The 14,606-nt window shown below is 43.0% G+C and carries 12 protein-coding genes; 8 read left to right on the top strand and 4 right to left on the bottom strand.

The window, feature by feature from the left end; translation table 11 throughout:
- Positions 1-724: 724 nt before the first annotated feature.
- The 4 genes from ACOVQQ_RS03400 (at position 725) to ACOVQQ_RS03385 (ending at position 5,865) form a co-directional block, all read left to right on the top strand.
- Positions 725-1,816: a fatty acid desaturase family protein gene (locus tag ACOVQQ_RS03400; RefSeq protein ID WP_421816943.1), complete on the top strand. Its 1,092-nt coding sequence runs from the start codon at positions 725-727 to the stop codon at positions 1,814-1,816.
- Between the two features lie 4 nt (positions 1,817-1,820).
- The gene (locus ACOVQQ_RS03395; protein ID WP_421816942.1) at positions 1,821-3,008 is read left to right on the top strand and encodes a pyridoxal phosphate-dependent aminotransferase; all 1,188 of its coding nucleotides are present in this window, start codon (positions 1,821-1,823) and stop codon (positions 3,006-3,008) included.
- 63 nt (positions 3,009-3,071) lie between these two features.
- On the top strand, positions 3,072-4,238 hold the full coding sequence (gene purT, locus ACOVQQ_RS03390) for a formate-dependent phosphoribosylglycinamide formyltransferase (RefSeq protein WP_421816941.1): 1,167 nt from the start codon (positions 3,072-3,074) through the stop codon (positions 4,236-4,238).
- Positions 4,239-5,028: 790 nt separating this feature from the next.
- Positions 5,029-5,865: an archaemetzincin gene (locus ACOVQQ_RS03385; RefSeq protein ID WP_421816940.1), complete on the top strand. Its 837-nt coding sequence runs from the start codon at positions 5,029-5,031 to the stop codon at positions 5,863-5,865.
- Between the two features lie 87 nt (positions 5,866-5,952).
- On the opposite strand, the gene ACOVQQ_RS03380 is transcribed toward ACOVQQ_RS03385, so the two are convergent.
- Positions 5,953-6,423 carry an Lrp/AsnC ligand binding domain-containing protein gene (locus ACOVQQ_RS03380; protein ID WP_094486215.1) on the bottom strand — a complete coding sequence of 157 codons (471 nt, stop codon included), beginning with the start codon at positions 6,421-6,423 and terminating at the stop codon, positions 5,953-5,955.
- A 9-nt stretch (positions 6,424-6,432) separates the two neighbouring features.
- Positions 6,433-7,788 (bottom strand): saccharopine dehydrogenase family protein, encoded by a 1,356-nt coding sequence (locus tag ACOVQQ_RS03375; protein WP_421816939.1) that lies wholly within the window; start codon positions 7,786-7,788, stop codon positions 6,433-6,435.
- 68 nt (positions 7,789-7,856) lie between these two features.
- Between ACOVQQ_RS03375 and ACOVQQ_RS03370 the strand changes: the two genes are divergently transcribed.
- Positions 7,857-8,252 carry a DUF423 domain-containing protein gene (locus tag ACOVQQ_RS03370; RefSeq protein WP_421816938.1) on the top strand — a complete coding sequence of 132 codons (396 nt, stop codon included), beginning with the start codon at positions 7,857-7,859 and terminating at the stop codon, positions 8,250-8,252.
- Between the two features lie 68 nt (positions 8,253-8,320).
- Positions 8,321-9,922, top strand: a complete 1,602-nt coding sequence (gene pckA, locus ACOVQQ_RS03365) for a phosphoenolpyruvate carboxykinase (ATP) (RefSeq protein ID WP_421816937.1) — start codon at positions 8,321-8,323, stop codon at positions 9,920-9,922.
- A gap of 146 nt (positions 9,923-10,068) precedes the next feature.
- Here pckA and ACOVQQ_RS03360 read toward each other — a convergent pair whose 3' ends face one another.
- Positions 10,069-11,304 (bottom strand): 3-deoxy-D-manno-octulosonic acid transferase, encoded by a 1,236-nt coding sequence (locus ACOVQQ_RS03360; RefSeq protein ID WP_421816936.1) that lies wholly within the window; start codon positions 11,302-11,304, stop codon positions 10,069-10,071.
- Between the two features lie 93 nt (positions 11,305-11,397).
- Here ACOVQQ_RS03360 and ACOVQQ_RS03355 point away from each other — a divergent pair, with 93 nt between their 5' ends.
- Together ACOVQQ_RS03355 and galE are read left to right on the top strand one after the other, a co-directional pair.
- On the top strand, positions 11,398-12,531 hold the full coding sequence (locus ACOVQQ_RS03355; protein WP_298142444.1) for a DegT/DnrJ/EryC1/StrS family aminotransferase: 1,134 nt from the start codon (positions 11,398-11,400) through the stop codon (positions 12,529-12,531).
- 2 nt (positions 12,532-12,533) lie between these two features.
- Positions 12,534-13,550, top strand: a complete 1,017-nt coding sequence (gene galE / locus ACOVQQ_RS03350) for a UDP-glucose 4-epimerase GalE (RefSeq protein ID WP_421816935.1) — start codon at positions 12,534-12,536, stop codon at positions 13,548-13,550.
- Positions 13,551-13,620: 70 nt separating this feature from the next.
- On the opposite strand, the gene fabD is transcribed toward galE, so the two are convergent.
- Complete coding sequence (gene fabD / locus ACOVQQ_RS03345; RefSeq protein WP_421816934.1) at positions 13,621-14,496, bottom strand: ACP S-malonyltransferase; 876 nt, start codon at positions 14,494-14,496, stop codon at positions 13,621-13,623.
- Positions 14,497-14,606: the final 110 nt, after the last annotated feature.

The following is a 14,606-nucleotide window of genomic DNA, read 5'->3' as shown; positions in this document are numbered from 1 at the left end:
ACGAATTGTGGGTTAGGGAGGGAAGATGAAACGTAAAAGAGTGAATTCATCGAAGTCTTAATACTTAATACTCCCATCTTAATACTGATTAAACAGTTTGCGAGCTTTGCGTAAATCTTTGCGCTCTTTGCGGTTAGCATAGACAAGCTCAGGCAGCGAGGGAGCACAATGTTACACAAAGTGTTTCACAAGGGACACAATGTTTTTCCTTCGACAAACGCACGTACCAGCTTTTTAAGCGCACAGAAAACACTGAACCTCACAGAATTTTGCGCAATAGGGTACCGTTGAGGAAAACACAGAACGTGTCCATCCACCCAAAAATCGCACCAGCCTTAGACAAGCTCATGCTCCAACGAATTGTGGGTTAGGGAGGGAGCATGATACGTACAAGGGTGAACGTCGCGGAGTCTAGCTTCTAACTTCTATTTTCTAGCTTCCCCAGAAACGAAACGTCAAGTGGCGAACGTCGCCAAGTAACGTTTTCGCAATAGCGATTGACGCGGAAACCCCGCAGCGACGAGAAGCGTTTCCAGTAACGATCGGAAGCGAGGAGTTGCAGCAAAAAGCGCGGGCGCCGCTATGAACATTCGTTTTAGGAGAAAATCCGTTGCGGCGCATTGCCCAAATAAAAGAAAGCTCGCAGATAAAACAAAACCTAAAATTTTACGTTCATGCATCGTGCTCCACTCTAATTCTTTACCTTTGAGCACAACAATTTTTTATGAATACCACAATTCCGAATTTCTCTAAGCAAGACACCGCGAAGTTTTTCCGAACCCTCAACAGCCGCGTGAATGCTTACTTCAAAGACAACAATATTTCTAAAACCGGCAACTGGAAATTACACCTGAAAGCCGTGATTATGTTCGCTATTTTCCTGACACCTTATTTCTTAATCTTAACCCTCGACATGCCTTTGTGGGCCATGTTGCTGCTATCTGTAGTTATGGGAGTAGGAATGGCTGGCGTGGGTATGAACGTAATGCACGATGGAAACCACGGCTCGTATTCCAGTAAAAGTTGGATCAACAAATTTATGGGCTCAACCATTTATGTGCTTGCCGGAAACGTGTACAATTGGCAAGTTCAGCACAATGTGTTGCACCATACCTACACCAATATTCATGGTCATGATGAAGATCTTGACGCCGGACGTGTCATGCGCTTTACAACCGAAGCGAAGTGGCATCGTTTTCACAAATTCCAACACTATTACAGCGTATTTCTGTACGGATTGCTCACATTTAACTGGGCTATAACCACCGATTTCAAACAAATGCGTGCCTATTTAAAGCGTCGTTTGTTTTATGGAAAAGAGAAGAGTCCGAAGATTTTATGGACTACGCTAATCATTACCAAAATGTTATACGTAAGTATTTGGATTCTGTTGCCAATTCTTATCGGAATCGTTTGGTGGCAAGTACTTTTGGGCTTTTTCTTAATGCACTATACCGCCGGATTGATTTTGAGTATCGTTTTCCAGTTGGCGCACGTGGTAGATCAAACCTCGTATCCAACGCCAAACGAAAACGGTGAAATGGAAAACACGTGGGCCATTCACCAACTCTACACTACGGCGAATTTCGCACCTAAAAATCCGATTATAAATTGGTTCACAGGCGGTTTGAACCATCAAATAGAGCACCATATTTTCCCGAATATCAGCCATATTCACTACGGCAAGATTGGCGAAATTGTAAAGCAAACTGCCAAAGAATGCAATTTGCCATACTACGAGTTTAAAACCACTCGCTCGGCTATATATGCCCATTTCAGACATTTAAAAGCACTTGGAAATCCGTCTCTAGTTTAATATCATGACCTACATTCTTTCTGATCGAATCAATAATCTTGCTGTTTCGCAAACGCTTGCTATGGCTGCCATGGCACGCGAATTAAAAGCTCAAGGAAAAGACATTATTTCTTTAAGCTTGGGAGAACCCGACTTTAACACGCCCGATTTCATTAAAGAGGCGGCAAAGAAAGCGATCGACGAAAACTACAGCACCTACACGCCCGTCGATGGTTACGCCGAATTAAAAGAAGCGATTTGTCAGAAGTTCAAACGCGACAATCAGCTTGATTACAAACCTGCGAATATTGTTGTTTCAACAGGTGCAAAACAATCCTTGTACAATATTGCTCAAGTTTTGTTAAACGACGGCGATGAAGTAATCCTTCCAGCACCGTTTTGGGTAAGCTATTACGAAATGATCAAGTTGTCGGGAGGTATTCCGGTAGTGGTGCCCACTTCGGTAGAATCCGATTTTAAAATAACGCCGCAACAATTACAAGATGCGATCACGCCAGGTACAAAAATGCTTTGGTTTAGCTCGCCTTGTAATCCAAGTGGTTCGGTTTACAGCAAAGCAGAATTGGAAGCTTTGTGCGCGGTATTGAAAAATCATCCGCAGATTATAGTAGTAAGTGATGAAATCTACGAGCATATAAATTTCTCGGGATCGTATTGCAGTATTGCCTCGATTGAAGGCATGTTGGATAGAACCGTTACCGTAAATGGTGTGGCTAAAGCTTTTGCCATGACCGGTTGGCGTATTGGCTACATTGGCGCGCCAGAGGCTATTGCTAAGGCCTGTACTAAAATTCAGGGTCAAGTTACCAGCGGGGCCAATTCTATTGCGCAACGAGCTACAATTACAGCATTACAAGCAGATCCGAGCGTTTTGAATAAAATGGTACAAGCCTTTCACCAGCGTCGGGATTTGGTTATTGAAAAAATGAAATCGATTCCCGGATTTAAGTGCAACGTACCAGAAGGCGCGTTTTATGTGTTTCCAGACGTTTCGCATTATTTTGGGAAAACGTTGCGCGGCACAGAAATTAAAAACGCCGACGATTTTGCCTTGTATTTGCTTGCAGAGGCAAACGTAGCAACGGTAACCGGAGACGCATTTGGAAATCCGAATTGTATTCGTATTTCTTACGCTGCCGCAGAAAATCAGCTTATCGAAGCATTTAATCGCATTCAAGCCGCGGTTTACTAGTTGATGCATCGAACTTTACGATAGCATTAGCCGTCCAAACGCTTGGTGTTCTGTATAAAAGGTATGGAAAAACGTATCGTACTTCTAGGCTCCGGCGAGCTTGGAAAAGAGTTTGTGATTGCCTGTAAGCGTTTGGGGCAATACGTGGTGGCGGTCGATAGTTACGCGAATGCACCAGCTATGCAAGTGGCCGATGCTTACGAAGTGATAAACATGCTCGATGGTTCGGCGCTCGATGCCGTGATTGCCAAACACCGTCCGGATATAATTGTTCCTGAAATTGAAGCGATACGTACCGAACGTTTTTACGACTACGAGCAGCAGGGCATTCAGGTTGTACCGAGCGCAAAAGCCGCGAATTTTACGATGAATCGAAAAGCGATACGCGATTTAGCGGCAATCGATTTAAATCTGAAAACAGCCGAATACCGCTATGCTACCAGCGAAGCGTCGTTACGAGCAGCCGTTGCCGAGGTGGGCATGCCTTGTGTGGTAAAGCCTTTGATGTCGTCTTCCGGCAAAGGACAATCGGTTATAAAATCACAAAACGATATTTCGAAGTCTTGGCAATATGCCGTGGAAGGATCGCGAGGCGACTTAGTAGAAGTTATCGTAGAGGCTTTCATTGATTTTGATTACGAAATTACTTTACTAACCGTGACGCAGCAAAACGGACCGACTTTGTTTTGCCCGCCGATAGGGCACCGTCAGGAGCGCGGCGATTATCAGGAAAGTTGGCAACCGATGCCGATGTTGGAGCAGCAGCTTCGTGAAGCCGAGCAAATGGCGGCCAAAGTAACGGAAGCTTTGGGAGGTGCGGGTTTGTTTGGTGTTGAATTTTTTATTTCGAAGACAGCGGTTTACTTTTCGGAATTATCGCCCAGACCGCACGATACCGGCATGGTAACTTTGGCGGGCACCCAAAATTTAAACGAATTTGAGCTGCACGCGCGTGCCGTGTTGGGATTGCCTATTAATGAAATTCAGCTGTTGAAAAAGGGCGCTAGTGCTGTGATTTTAGCTGCTGCAGACAGCCATTCTCCCCGCTTTTTAGGAGTAGATGCCGCACTTTCGGTTCCGAACAGCGATGTGCGTTTGTTTGGGAAGCCCACTTCAAGACCCTATCGCCGGATGGGCGTTGCGTTGGTTTACGGCGATTTAGACAAAGAAATCGAATACATCACCGCGCAGGCACAAAAAGTAGCAGCGCGGGTTTCGGTGGTGGGGTAGGCTGCCCATGCAATCGTGCTGTGCAGCTCGTATCGCAAATATCAGATTTTCGTTTATAGCGAGCTGGTAATCAGTGTAATTTTCAGTAAGTATTGTATTGATTTGCAAAAAGATAATTTGTTGCAAGGACAAATCTTGTGCTTTTGAATACGGCTTAAGCTCGTTCATTTCAGGCGTTATTTTTGGGCACTCTTTCCCAGCCCCGAGCGCAGTGGATAGCCCACAGTGGGAAAGCGGATTTTTTTGTTGGCGCGCGGCGGCGACCAGCGGAAGCCGATACGCAGCTTAAAACCTGATTTCGATTAAAAATCTTTGTCAGATCGCTTGAAATCAACTAATTGTAAAATCATTTAGCAGTGGAAAGGAACAACTTTTACGCTAAACAGATAAACGGCCGCTTACTTCGTTAGATTTTTTTGCGATACTATAGTATCCCAAAACAAATCTGCCTTGTAATCAACCATTTATCTGTTTTCTGACCGCAATTTTTAAATCGAACTCAGGTTTACAAAAAACCGGTTTCCCACGCGGACTAGCAACGAAGCGCGGGAAATGCTGGCCAAATAATGAAATTAGGTGTTTTAGCTTCAGGACAAAACTTGATAGGATTTTTGCAACGAAGTAAAGAACGAAATACAGTTCAAAAATGGTTAACGCCATCAACGGTTTATCTGACGAGGAACGTGTTATGATGTACTAATTTACCTGTTTATTCGTTAGTTAATGAACGTCCGTTAGCCAAACAATTAAGAGTTGCTTTTTACTCGGTTTATCTTTCAAATATTTTTGTATGCGTTATTTCTTTCTGTTTTTATCTGTTTTCTTTATCTCGTGTAAGCAGGAAAATCCATTCTTCGCCGCCGCACGCCAAAACGACCACAAAAAACTCCCTAGTAGAGGTGGCGATTGGCTCCTGAGTCATCCGGAGAAATTTGTCTCGTACGAAGATTTTATCGAAAAGTATAAGCCCATCGATTCAACAACGGCTCAAGTTATTTGCATACAGCCTGTTGGTTTTTCTCAAGTACATTTCAATCCTGATTTTCAGAAATGTGCGACGTATTTAAGCTTGTTTTTTCAAAAGAATGTGCGCATTAACAACAGCCAAATATTAGTCCCAAACAGTCAAAATTCACGAACGGGTTACGACCTAGAATTGCAGTTAAATGCAAAATTTATCAATGATACGCTACTCACTCAATCGCCGTTCACCAATTATATAGCCACAATGGCTTTAACCGAAAATGATATTTATCCCGGAAATGACTGGATTTATGTTTTTGGACTTGCAAATTACGCCAACCGAGTAGGAATAACGAGCACTTATCGATTCAAAAGCGAGGATCCAAAAGTAGCTTTTAGCAGACTTATCAAAGTGGCATCTCACGAAACTGCGCACATGTTCGGATTAACACACTGCGTGAGAAATGAGTGCTTGATGAATGGCTGTAATCATATCGTTGAGTTAGATCGTAATTCCTTGCGATTGTGCTCCTTGTGTCAACAAAAACTTGCCTACAGATTAAGAATAAATCCCGAAAAAAGAAGTTTGGATTTACAGAAATTCTTCATTGAAAACAATTTTCCAGAAGTAGCAAAGCTGCTTGCGAAAGATTGTGGTTTGTAGCTCTCTGGCTAAGCGAAAAGTACGTAAAGAACTTAAATCGCTTTAAAACAGCAGGAAGTCTTTATGGAATTACGGTGAGCTACTTCCTTATAATTGAATTTGACGCTCGAGCTGTTGTTCTAAGGAAATAAATGTTTCTGTACGGCTAACGCCATCGATAACCTGAATTTTATTATTCAACAAATTCATTAAATGTTCGTTGTCGCGGCAAATGATTTTTATTAAAATCGACCAATTTCCTGTGGTGTAATGGCATTCCAAAACTTCGGGGATTTTCTTTAATTCGCGCACAGCTTCCGGGTTTCGGGCAGCTTTGTCGAGATAGATACCTATAAACGCCATAGTGCTGTATCCCAATACTTTATTATTGACAGTGAATTTAGAACCTGAGATTACGCCCGCTTGTTCTAGTTTTCGAAGTCGCTGATGAATGGCAGCTCCAGAAATACCTACTTTATTGGCTATTTGCAGTATGGGTTTTCGGGCATCGATCATTAGTTCGCGTAGGATTTCTTTGTCGATTCCGTCAATTTCTATTTGTAGCGCATTGATTTTCATAAACGTACCTTAATTTCCGTAACCTTTGTAATCTACAACTTTCTCATTAAATATTACGCCGTGCTGTTCCAATTCTTGTAAAACGGGCTCGTAAACTTCTTTGGCAATAGGCAATTGCACGCCCGGTGTTGTAATTACTTTATTGAGAATCATCAATGCCGAGATAGCAACGGGAAGGCCTACTGTTTTAGCCATAGCCGTGTACGTTTGGTCGTCGCCGAGGCAAACCATGGTGGCGTCGATTTGCTCCTTTTTGCCTTCGAGTTCGTAGCCGATTTTGTGGTACATGACAATCATATCGGTATCATCCTCAGATAGTTTCCAGCTGTCGCTTAATATCTTTTCCAAAATCATTGCGGGCGTCGCGTTCTTGATACCTACAATTTTGTTTGGGTTGAAGAGATCGAGTTCCTGAAGTTTGTCCCAGATCACGTCGTCTTGTTCGATACCTGCGTTTAAACGAAGTTTTATTTCGACCGAATCGCTCGGATGGTGTGGCAAAAAGAGGTTAACAAATTCGCGGTAGCTCAGTTGTTCGGAATTGTCGATGATGTACGAATCGTCGGTCATTCCCAATTGAACAAAAACATTCCAAGCTCGTGAAAAGCCTACACGTCGGATGGTTCCGCGGTATAACGTCAGTGCATCTTGCAAGCCATACACTTCGCGGTATTTTAAACTGTCTCTGTTGGCGTAGCCTTCAAATCGGCCAAAACCGTCGATTTCCAAAAATTCGGTACGTCGGAATAATTTGTGGTACGGAATGTATTTGTACGTTCCTTCCTGAATAAACTTCGCGGCACCGCCTTGTCCGGCCAAAACAACGTTTCTAGGCGCCCAAGTAAACTTGTAATTCCACAGATTATTGTCGGATTCTGGCGCTACCAATCCGCCGCAAAACGATTCGAATAGCAGCATTTTTCCGCCTTTAGCTCGAATTTCGTCAATAATTTTCATGGCACTCATGTGGTCGATTCCCGGATCTAATCCAATTTCGTTCATGAATACCAATCCTTTTTCAATGGCTTCCTGGTTTAGGGCTTGCATGCCGTCGCTAATGTAGCTTGCAGTAACGAGGTGTTTGCTGTGTTTCAAGCAATCTTTTGCCAATTCGATATGCAAATGAGCAGGCAGCATCGATATTACCAGGTCGGATTCGGAAACGAGTTTGCTTCGCGATGCGGCATCGTGTATGTCGAATGCCACTGCTGTTGCCGCTTGGTGATTGTTGATTTTCTTTTGGGCGAGTTCGACCGACAAATCGGCTACGGTCAGATGCAACTGTTCTGTTTCCGCTTTATCCAATAAGTACTTTATAAGTGAAGAAGCCGATCGTCCGGCACCAACAATCAAGATATTTCTCATAGCTTTGTGTGCAGATTTGCGCAAATGTAAACAATTGCCTTTGTTGGCTAGACTCGAATTTTATGGTTTTGAATAAGCAAGTAGCAAGTACGGGATTAATTCTTGGCGTAATTAGTATTGTTGCCGGTGCGTTTGGCGCCCATGCCTTGAAGAAAATCTTTACGGAAAATCAGTTGGAAACCTTCGAAGTTGCCGTGCGCTATTTGATGTACAACGGTTTATTTTTGGTGGCAATAGCTTCGTATTCATTTTCTAAGAAACAAGCAAACAGTATTTTACAGCTCTGTCTGGCGGGCGTAATGCTCTTTTCAGGATCTATCTTTGGCTTATTGTTTGGAACGAACCTCGGAATAAATGTTAAATTCCTAGGACCTATAACACCAATAGGCGGCGTTTTGATGATTGCCGCTTGGATTTTAACAATTTACCATATTTTTCGCTCGAAAAAAGAAAATCTTTCTTAACTACAACGTTGTAATTTAATAATTTTTACTTTTACAGCAAATTTTAATGCAACACAATTCATAAAATTATGGACAACCACGCCTTGATTACGAAATCGATTTCGTTAACTTCCTTAGGAATTCAAAACGCACAAGTTCATTATCAATTAAGTCCGGAAGAATTACACAATATAACGGTGTCGAAAGGCCAAGGTGTTACTGCTAGTTCAGGCGCCCTTGCCATTAACACGGGTGCGTTTACAGGGCGTTCGCCTCAGGATCGTTTTATCGTTGAGGACGACATTACCCGTGAGCACGTTTGGTGGGGCAAAGTGAATATCCCTTTCGATAGCGGAAAATTTGATGCGCTGTACGATCGTGTTTGCGATTACTTATCCAATAAAGAAGTTTTTGTTCGTGAAAGTTACGTGTGTGCCGATCCACATTACCGATTGAACGTTCGTGTGGTTACCGAAACTGCTTGGTCGAATTTGTTTTGTTACAATATGTTTTTGCGTCCTAACGCTAGCGAATTGGAAGGTTTTTCGCCTGATTGGCACGTAATCTGTGCACCAGGATTTGAAGCTGTGCCCGAGCGCGACGGAACCCGACAGTCTAATTTTGCCATTCTAAATTTTTCGCGAAAAATTGCTTTAGTAGGCGGAACGGGCTACACCGGAGAAATGAAGAAAGGAATTTTTTCAGCCTTGAATTTCATGTTGCCTGTTTTCAAAAATACATTGCCAATGCATTGTAGCGCTAACGTGGGCGAATCGGGCGATACTGCTTTGTTCTTTGGTTTGTCAGGTACTGGAAAAACTACCTTATCCGCCGATCCAAACAGAAAATTAATTGGCGACGACGAACACGGTTGGACATCCGAAAATACCATCTTTAATTTTGAAGGCGGTTGTTATGCCAAAGTTGTAAACTTAACAGAAGAAAGCGAACCGGATATTTTTCGTGCTATTAAGCCGGGTGCCATTTTAGAGAATGTTGTTTTTAAAGAAGGTACAATGGACGTTGATTTTAAAGACACGTCGATTACGCCCAACACACGCGTCTCGTATCCCATCGAGCATATTGCAAACATTCAACCGGGTTCTATAGGAAAAAATCCAAGGAATATCTTTTTCCTTACTGCCGATTCATTTGGTATCCTTCCTCCGATTTCTCGTTTAACGCCTGGTCAGGCGGCGTACCACTTTATTTCGGGCTACACGGCAAAAGTTGCCGGAACCGAAGCTGGAGTAAATGAGCCACAACCTAATTTCTCTGCTTGTTTTGGTGCGCCATTCATGCCTTTACATCCTACAAAATACGCCGAAATGTTAAGTGCAAAAATGCAAGAAGCAGGTGTGAAAGTGTGGTTAATCAATACCGGTTGGACGGGCGGTGCGTACGGAACTGGTTCCAGAATGAAATTAGCTTACACACGATCGATGATTACCGCTGCGTTAAATGGCGAGTTAGATGCAGTAAACTACCAGAAGCACGACGTTTTTGGTATGGAAATTCCAACCAGCTGTCCAAATGTGCCAGCAGAGGTTTTGAACCCAAGAAATACGTGGTCGGATGCTGCTTTGTACGATCAGAAAGCAGTAGAACTTGCCGCAAAGTTTAAAGATAATTTCAGCAAGTTTGAATCGTTCGCCAACGCCGAAATTATGGCTGGTGGCCCAACAATATAATTCAAATAAAAAGTAGTTTTTAATTTGTTCATGTCCGCGGTAGTTTGTTGCGAGCTATCGCGGATTTTCGTTTTAAATCGAAGGATTTTCAATGTTCAAAAACGTTGAGCAATAGACTTTTCCAAATCGGCTATTTGAAGAGAAACCTACAGATTACCTAAATACTTCATCACACTTGCTGTCGCTCCCGTGTTCATTTGAACAAATGTTTGCGCAATATGTCCTACTTCAGCTGCCACATCGGGTTCATTCAGCAGTAAATCAATTTTATCACGCAAAGCCATTTCCGAGTCAACTGATAATACACCGCCGTTTTGTACCAAAGCTGTAGCTTCTGCAAAATGACTGTAATTAGGACCAATCACTACTGGAGTTCCAAAAACTGCGGGCTCTAAAACATTGTGTACGCCTGGGTTTCCGAAGCCACCACCTACATAAGCAATATCTGCGGCAGCATAAAGGCTGGTCAGGAATCCGATAGCGTCAACAATGAGTACTCGTGAAGCAGCAAGTTCCTCAACCTTCATATTCGAGTACGTGCTATAAGGTACGTGCAGCTGTTGTTGAAGTTCGCTAATTTGTGTTGCTTTTATGTTGTGCGGTGCGAACAAAAATTTAGTGTCGGCTTCGCTGCTATTAATATAGTTTGCCCACAATTGCTCGTCTTTTGGCCAACTACTGCCAATGACAATTAAAGTATTGGCTCCTTTAAATTCTGCGAGCCAGTCTGGTGTTTTTACGTTTGCGGCAATTGCTGCCACACGGTCGAAACGTGTATCACCACTTATGGTAACATTTTGAAATCCGATTCCTCGTAATAGTTCGGCACCAGAAGCATTTTGTACAAAGAAATGGGTAAAAGCATTTAGTGCCTTTCGGTAGAAACCGCCATACCATTTAAAAAAAATTTGATTAGACCGGAAAACGCCAGAAACCAAGAAAAGTTTGGTGTTTTTGCGTTTCATTTCTTTCAAATAATTGGGCCAATATTCGTATTTGACAAAGAATACGAGCTCGGGATTGAGCAGATTCAAAAACTTTCTCGCGTTAGCAGCTGTATCGAGAGGAAGGTACAGCGTTAGGTCGGCAATTTTATTGTTTTTGCGAATTTCATAACCGGAAGGTGAGAAGAACGTCAGCACAATTTTGTGGTTCGGATACTGCTTTTTTACTTCTTCTATAATCGGTAAACCTTGTTCGTATTCGCCAAGAGATGCGGTGTGAAACCAGATGGTCTGGGGCTTCGAACGCATAAAATCCGACAACTGTGCGAAAACATTGGCTCTGCCCGATACAAATTGCTGGAGTTTAACGGAGTTCCGTGCAACAAGTGGCAGCAAGAGTTCAACCAAACGAACGAGTAAAGAATAAAGCGTGTACATGTAAAAAAGCTTTCGATTGCGAAAATACGTTTCTTTTTCTTGACAGCTAGCAACTGCTTTATTTCTTACTTTTGCGCGGTAAATTCCATACACATGCGAAAAATTCAAATGGTTGACTTAAAAAGTCAATACGAAAAGATAAAACCGGTGGTCGACGCCAAAATCCAAGAAGTTTTAGATACCAATACCTATATCAACGGACCTGAAGTTGCTTCGTTTCAAAAAAATTTAGAAGCGTATTTAGGTGCAAAGCACGTTATTCCGTGTGCAAACGGTACCGATGCCTTGCAAATTGCAATGATGGGCTTGGGTTTACAGCCAGGCGATGAGGTGATTACAGCCGATTTTACCTTTGCAGCAACCGTCGAAGTAATTGCGTTATTGCAACTTACTCCTGTTTTGGTTGACGTAGAATTAGGAAACATGAACATTTCCATCGAAGCCATTAAAAAAGCCATCACACCAAAAACCAAAGCAATTGTTCCGGTGCACCTCTTCGGAAGAGCAGCAAACATGGAAGCAATTATGCGTGTGGCAGAAGAACATAATTTGTATGTAATTGAAGATAACGCACAAGCTATCGGCGCCAATTGCAAGTTTTCGGACGGCAGCAAGCGAAAAGCGGGAGTGATCGGACATGTAGGAGCAACCTCGTTCTTTCCTTCAAAAAACTTAGGCTGTTACGGCGATGGAGGTGCAATTTTTACCAACGACGACGAACTTGCGCACACCTTACGCGGTATCGTAAACCACGGAATGTACGTGAGATACCACCACGATGTTGTAGGTGTAAACTCGCGATTAGACAGTATTCAGGCAGCCGTGCTCAACGCCAAGTTGCCACATTTGGATACTTACAACGCCGCTCGTCAGAACGCTGCTCGAAAATATTCAGCTGCTTTTGAAAACCATCCGAAAATAATAGCACCTTCTATTTGCGATATCTGCGACTGCCACGTGTTTCACCAATATACGTTGCGAATTATTGATGGCGACCGCGACGGACTCATGCAGCATCTTTTAGACAACGGAATTCCTTGCGCCATTTATTATCCAATTCCGTTACATGCGCAGAAAGCTTACGCAGACGAACGTTATCAGGAAGCAGACTTCCCAAATACCAATCGTTTGGTTAAAGAAGTTATTTCACTTCCGATGCATTCGGAATTAGACGATGAGCAAATAGCATTCATCACCTCAAAAGTTATCGAATTTTTAAAACCATAATTGTGCGAATATTAGTAACCGGAGGCTTAGGCTACATTGGTGCACACACCGTAGTGGCACTTATTGAACAGAACTTCGACGTAGTTGTTGTCGATGATTTATCCAACACCTCGCTATCTGCTCTCAATGGCATTGAGAAAATTACCGGCGTAAAACCCGATTTTTACGAAGTTGATTTACGAAACCAAAGCGACGTAACTAGCTTTTTTGAATCGCAAGCACAAATCGATGGCGTCATTCACTTTGCCGCTTCAAAAGCAGTGGGTGAGAGCGTTACCAACCCGTTTTTGTATTACCACAACAATATTGGAGGCATTCTTAACCTACTTTCTGGTTTACAAAAATTCCCAAATTCGAAGTTTATTTTTAGTTCGTCTTGTACTGTTTACGGTCAAGCCGACGAATTACCGATCACCGAATCGGCACCAATTAAACCCGCCATGTCGCCCTACGGAAATACCAAACAAATAGGGGAAGAGATTTTATCGGATATGGCAAAAGCCGATCAAATTCAAGCAATTGCCTTACGATATTTCAACCCTATTGGTGCACACGAAAGTGTCGAAATTGGCGAACTGCCGCTCGGTGTTCCACAAAATTTAGTGCCTTTTATTACGCAAACTGCCGCCGGATTGAGGAATCAATTGTCGGTTTTTGGAGCCGATTATCCAACTCCAGACGGCACCTGCATTCGCGATTACATCTACGTAGTCGATTTAGCCGAAGCCCATGTAGTTGCGTTGCAGCGTTTGCTTTCAGGTAAGAATCAATCGAATTTAGAAATATTCAACCTCGGAACAGGAAAAGGTTCTTCAGTTCTTGAAGTAATTAACGCTTTTGAAGCTGTTTCTGGAAAGAAATTACCATATCAAATCGTAGCGCGACGCGAAGGCGATGTCACCGCAGCCTATGCCGACACGCAGCACGCCAACGAAGTTTTAGGTTGGAAAGCCAAAAACGATCTTACGCATGCCATCGCAACAGCATGGAAATGGGAACAAAAAATCCGCGGCATTTAACCGCGGATTTTATTTTATGAGATATTGATTCAAAAATTCGTTCGCAATCAAAAACTTCGATACGATGCGTTTACAAATTTTCTGTTGTAACTTCTTTGTCGATTTTCTTTACCAAGCCTGTTAAAACGGCACCCGGACCTATTTCTGTAAAATGCGTTGCACCATCGGCAATCATTTGTCGTACCGATTGCGTCCATTTCACAGCACCAGTAAGTTGCGAAATTAAATTTTGCTTGATTTCTTCGGCCTCAGTAACACCTTTGGCAACCACATTTTGATACACTGGGCAAATCGGATTTTGAATGTTCGTTTTTTCGATCGCTTCGGCTAGTTCGGCGCGTGCAGGCTCCATCATCGGCGAATGAAATGCACCAACTACCGGTAAAATGAGTGCGCGTTTTGCTCCTGCCGCTTTCAGATTTTCGCAGGCTTTTTCAACTGCAGCCACTTCGCCAGAAATAACAAGTTGCCCCGGACAATTGTAATTCGCCGCAACAACCACTCCCGGAGTTTCTTCACAAATGCGTTCCACAACTTCGTCTTCTAAACCAAGAACAGCCGCCATCGTCGACGGTGCTGCTTCACAAGCCTTCTGCATCGCATTAGCTCGAATGGCAACCAAACGCAAGCCGTCTTCAAAACTCATCGCTCCAGCAGCAACCAAAGCCGAAAACTCTCCTAACGAATGCCCAGCAACCATAGCCGGCTTAAAATCGGCGCCCAAGGTAATGGCGCCAATAACCGCATGTAAAAAAACTGCCGGTTGGGTTACATTGGTTTGCTTGAGTTCGTCGGCAGTTCCGTTAAACATAATGTCGGTAATTCGAAATCCCAAAACCTCATTTGCCTTTTCAAACAATGCTTTGGCTTGCTCCGAACTCTCGTACAAATCTTTTCCCATGCCGCTAAATTGCGCGCCTTGTCCAGGAAATACGTATGCTTTCATCTGTAAATTTGAATGTTTGTAATTGCAAAGAAAGTAATTCGAAGCAGTTCAACCTAAAAATTTTATCACTTAATTACGAGTCAGAATTCCATTAATACGCCACTTCCTAA

It is taken from the genome of Flavobacterium sp., assembly GCF_049240005.1.
Taxonomy (GTDB): domain Bacteria; phylum Bacteroidota; class Bacteroidia; order Flavobacteriales; family Flavobacteriaceae; genus Flavobacterium.
Note: the sequence above shows the minus strand (reverse complement) of the source record. Positions and strands in the feature narration are given on the sequence as shown.